Origin of the sequence: Mesorhizobium sp. M7A.F.Ca.CA.002.05.1.1, assembly GCF_003998335.1 — a bacterium.
GTDB lineage: Bacteria > Pseudomonadota > Alphaproteobacteria > Rhizobiales > Rhizobiaceae > Mesorhizobium.
The window spans coordinates 1-2,930 of sequence record NZ_RZQI01000759.1 but is presented as its reverse complement, the minus strand read 5'-3'; the positions used below and the strand labels follow the sequence as shown (position 1 = coordinate 2,930).

Below are 2,930 nucleotides of genomic sequence, written 5' to 3'. Positions count from 1 at the left end.
ACAGGCAGGTATCGGTTGAATTCCGTCACTTCGGCGTCAGTCTGGAATTTGTGCCGACAGTTCTCAGCAACAATCAAATCAACATTCACGTAACGCCCGAAGTCAGTGAACTGTCGACGCAAGGTGCCGTGCAAATCAACGGAATTTCCGTGCCGGCAGTTTCCACGCGCCGAGCCGATACGGTCGTCGAACTCGCCAGCGGCCAGAGCTTCGCAATCGGCGGTCTAATCAGGCGGAACGTCAACAATGATGTCAGGGCCTTTCCCTGGCTCGGAGAACTGGCGATCCTGGGACCGCTTTTTCGCTCGACCTCGTTTCAAAAAGAGGAGTCAGAACTGGTCATTCTAGTTACGCCTTACATTGTAAGACCAGGCTCCAACCCAAACCAGATGAGCGCACCGACCGAGCGGGCGGCACCGGCTTTGAACGGAGGGGGCGCTCCGACGAATTCCGTGACAAGTCCCCCGCGAGACCGCGCTGCTATCCGTGCGGGCGCGCCAAGCGCCCAGGGCGGTCTCGGCTTCATCATCGAATAGTGTCATCCAAAGATGTTGCGTTTTATAATCCTCTTTGTCGCTCTGGCACCAAGCGTAAGTGGCTGCACAAGCACTACGCCAGTTGATGTCGAACCATCGGCACCAATGCTTGTCCGAGAGGAGACCACCGTCCTGACGTTGCAAAGCCTGCGCGCTTCCGAACGGCAGCGTTTGCGTGTTTTCCTAGACAAGGCCAGTCGCGGCCGGTTCGATGCCATCCACCTCCTCATCAGCGGTTCGCCCCAGCTCAGCGCAGGGGTAGCCCATCAGGCCAGGCAGTTGGCAATCGAAGAAGACAACATTCAATTGCGCGATCAACACGACGCCGGCTCAGTGCGAATTGAGGCGATTGTCTATCACGCCCGTCCGCCGGTCTGTCCCTCATATGGTGCCTTACCCAATGAAGAATCCTTCAAACAGCCGCTTGGTTGTTCGACAGGACATAACCTGGCCGTGATGGTCAACGATCCGCGCGATCTGCTCGACAATCAGGCCGTCAAGGCCGGCGATGGCGATCGTGCTTCTGTACCAGTTGCAACTTACAGAACATTCGGGACGGATAAAGGTGGCTGATACCGCCCTTATCTCGGCAGCACTCCTACCGGAGATTGAAAGCTTCCAATCGCGTCCTGATCTAAAATAAAAGGAACCGCTGGATGCAATATAGGCGCTATATCGAGGGCCTTAGGGCCGTTGCTGTACTTCCGGTCGTACTCTTTCATTTCGGAATTTCGGCGATCCCGGGTGGCTTTAGCGGGGTCGATATCTTCTTCGTCATCTCCGGCTACCTAACCAGCGGAAGCCTCCTGGATGACCTTGAACGCGGCCAATTTTCCATCGTCAACTTCTACTGGCGCCGTGCCCGGCGCATTCTGCCGGCGCTCGTCTTTGTGATGCTTCTCACCTGCATTGCGGCATTGTTCATTCTTCTGCCACCGGATCTGCGCGGATTCAGTCTTAGCATCATAGCTACCTCGACCTTCTGGTCGAACGTTTTCTTCTGGAAAACGTCAAGTTACTTCTCTATCGATGCCGCGCTTCTACCACTGTTGCACACTTGGCCGCTTTCCGTAGCGGAGCAGTACTACATCTTCGCACCAATCCTGATGTTCCTAATCTATCGCTACATCGGGAAGCGCTGGCTGACGACACTTCTTCCGATAATTCTCTGCAGCTTCGTAGTGGCGGTGATGGCGACATCGCTGGCACCCACCGCCGGATTCTATCTGCTGCCGACCCGAATCTGGGAACTCATGTTGGGCGCCCTGCTCATGCTCAAATGCCCCTCGCCGCTGGGCAACCGATTCCTGATGGAGTCGGTGGGGGTGGCCGGATTTGGCCTTCTCGCCATCGGGTTCTTCGCGATTTCGGCGAGTGATCCGTTCCCAGGCTACAACGCCTTGTATCCATGCATCGGAACGGCCCTTCTGATCTATGTTGGCCAAAATACCCCCTCGACGGTCGCCACCCGCATGCTCGAAGTCAGGCCGCTGGTCTGGATTGGGCTCATCTCGTATTCGTTGTATCTTGTTCACTGGCCTCTCAATGCGTTCGCGCACTATCTTTCGTTCCAAAAACTCGATCCGTTGATGACCGGTGCGATGTTGGTGGCAAGCCTCGCATTGGCTGCATTCTCCTGGAAGTTTGTAGAGCAGCCGTTTCGACAGAAGAGGGCCTTCACCTCCCCGGGGCCTATCTTCGCCTTTTCAGCGCTCGCGATCGTTGTCCTTTGTGCCGGCGGAGCGGCGGGGGCGCTCGGCAACGGCTTTCCGCAACGGTTTCCGGACTATGTCCAGCGGCGCATTTCCGTCGGGGACTGGAGGAATGGCATCTGTTTCAACGAGGGCACCAGCCGGATCGAAAGCTGGAATATGGAGGATTGCACGCGCACCAGCGGTTTTCCAACAACGGTTTTTTTGTGGGGCGACTCCTTCGCCGCGCACTATGTTTCCGGCTTGGGTGCTAACATAAATCGATTGCAGGCGAACATCGTTGAATATACGTACGCCAGCTGCGCGCCGATACTCTATTACTACCCGTACGATCGTCTTGATTGTGTCCGGTTCAATCGCAAGGCCTTGGACGTCATCTTGGAAGCGGACATCAAGACGGTTATCCTCAGCGGTAGATGGAGTGACTATGAGGTCAGAGGTTTCGACGGTCTTCAGCAAACAATCGCTACGCTTCGTGCCCTGGGCGTGCGCGTGTTTGTCATCGGCCAGTCTCCGCAGTTCCCAACTGACGTCCGGAAAATTGCGTTCTTCGCCAAGCGCCAAAATCTGGACGATACGTCCTGGCCGATCGCGATGGACCCCGACGTCAACGAACGTGTGCGCTCATTTACCAAAGGCGCCACATTCATCGATCCGCTGAAATTCCTGTGCAGCGCAGGAC

2 protein-coding genes and 1 pseudogene are annotated in these 2,930 nt (G+C 56.1%); all 3 read left to right on the top strand.

Annotated features, from left to right (window positions below; translation table 11 throughout):
• Nucleotides 1-536: pseudogene (locus EN939_RS27970) on the top strand (type II and III secretion system protein family protein); the annotation flags it as partial.
• A 12-nt stretch (nt 537-548) separates the two neighbouring features.
• On the top strand, nt 549-1,109 hold the full coding sequence (locus EN939_RS27965) for a CpaD family pilus assembly lipoprotein (protein WP_063169261.1): 561 nt from the start codon (nt 549-551) through the stop codon (nt 1,107-1,109).
• Between the two features lie 83 nt (nt 1,110-1,192).
• Nucleotides 1,193-2,930: acyltransferase family protein (locus tag EN939_RS27960; RefSeq protein ID WP_164751281.1), on the top strand; the 1,738-nt coding region annotated here is incomplete at its 3' end.

What these genes read in the sequence shown, in the direction of transcription:
- EN939_RS27965 (WP_063169261.1), top strand. Translation starts at nt 549, where the DNA reads ATGTTGCGTTTTATAATCCTCTTTGTCGCTCTGGCACCAAGCGTAAGT.